Here is a 272-nt window from a genome sequence, read left to right on the forward strand (position 1 = left end):
GTTGCTGCATATGTTGCCATGAATGGAACGGGTTGAAAACTGGCGGCTGAAGATACGTTGATTATCACACCTTCTCTCATTTCTCGCATCTTGCGTAGATAACGATGCGTTAGGGCTACCAAGGCTTCTATATTCAATCTGATCATTCGCAGTTCTTTTTCTAGGTCCAATTCAGAAAAATAACCCATCGAGCCGAATCCTGCATTATTTATCAACCAATTTACTTGAAATCCTTTACTTTCGGTCGTGTCAAAAAGCACTTTGTCGGAACC

At 41.5% G+C, this 272-nt stretch carries 1 protein-coding gene; it reads right to left on the reverse strand.

The genetic code is table 11. The features are described 5' to 3' along the window. Positions 1-272 (reverse strand): SDR family NAD(P)-dependent oxidoreductase (locus ACSNOK_RS34295; protein ID WP_436784637.1); only part of this gene is annotated, 272 nt, incomplete at both ends.

Origin of the sequence: Streptomyces sp. URMC 126 (assembly GCF_051386555.1) — a bacterium.
In the GTDB taxonomy this organism is placed as follows: domain Bacteria; phylum Actinomycetota; class Actinomycetes; order Streptomycetales; family Streptomycetaceae; genus Streptomyces.